This is a genomic window from Ruegeria sp. YTSA105, from assembly GCF_059610225.1.
Window position 1 is genome coordinate 1 of sequence record NZ_JBXWNE010000033.1, and the last position, 1,240, is coordinate 1,240.

Annotated in this window: 1 pseudogene; it reads right to left on the reverse strand. The window is 54.7% G+C overall.

From position 1 onward, the window contains the following. Nucleotides 1–36 precede the first annotated feature (36 nt). A pseudogene (locus AC2FH2_RS19745) lies at nt 37–1,214 on the reverse strand (IS3 family transposase). Nucleotides 1,215–1,240 lie beyond the last annotated feature (26 nt).

A 1,240-nucleotide genomic window follows, 5' to 3' on the forward strand; every position in this document is an offset into this window, starting at 1 on the left:
GTTGAGCAGCCTCATCTGACTGGTTCAATTTGATTGTTAGTGCATCATTGGCCTGTGATCCATTGAGATGATGGTTTCGGGAGCTGACGGGCGGTAGCCCAGTGCACTGTGGGGACGTTTTGTGTTGTAGTGTTTCCTCCATTGTTCGATCAGGATTTGAGCTTCGCGCAAGCTGTAGAAGATCTCACCGTTGAGCAGCTCGTCCCTGACCCGGCCGTTGAAGCTTTCACAATATCCGTTCTCCCACGGGCTGCCAGGTTCGATGTAAGCCGTCTTGGCGCCAACGGCGGCGATCCAGTCTCGGACCGCCTGGGCGACAAATTCCGGCCCATTGTCAGAACGTATGAACTGGGCGCGCCGCGAAGTATGAACAGGTCTGTCAGAACGTCGATTACATCGGTCGAGTTCAGTTTCCGCTCGACCCTGATTGCCAAGCATTCCCGGCTGTACTCATCAAGGATGTACAGCGTCCTGAAGGCTTTGCCGTCGTCGGTTCGACAATGAACGAAGTCATACGACTAAACATGGTTGCGATACTCTGGCCGTAGCCGAACGCATGAGCCGTCATTTAGCCAGAGCCGCCCTTTCTTCGGTTGTTTCACTGGCACTTTCAGCCCCTCTCGTCGCCAAAGCCGTTCAACCCGCCATCGCTGACAGACCATCCAGCCTCTCTCAGCAGCGCTGCGATCCTGCGATAGCCATATCGGCCATATTGACGGGTCAGCTCGATCATGTCGGCCACCAGCCTGTCCTCGTCCGCGCGGCCTCTTGGGATGCGCCGTTGCGTGGACCGGTGTTGTCCAAGTACGCGACAGGCGCGTCTCTCGGAAACGTTCAGCCGGTTGCGTACATGGTTAATACAAGCACGACGACGAGCGGGGCTCAGTAGGGCTTCGCGTTCAGGGCTGCAAACCATCCACGGGATGGTTTGCTAACCGCCCTTCATCCTTTGTGGCTTCCGTCAAGATCAGTTTGTCCAGCGTCAGATCAGAAACCGCACGTCGCAATCGTTCGTTCTCTTTCTGAAGCCGTTTCAGTTCCTTCAATTGATCAACACCCATTCCACCGTACTTCTTCCGCTAGCGGTAATAGGTTTGTTCAACAACTCCGATCTGCCTGATCGCATCAAGACGGGAAATGCCTTGCCCCATCAGAACTTCAACTTGCCGTAACTTCGAGACAATCTCTTCCGGCTTCGGTCGCTTGTTTGCCATTCTAGGTCCTCCGTTTCCTAAACATA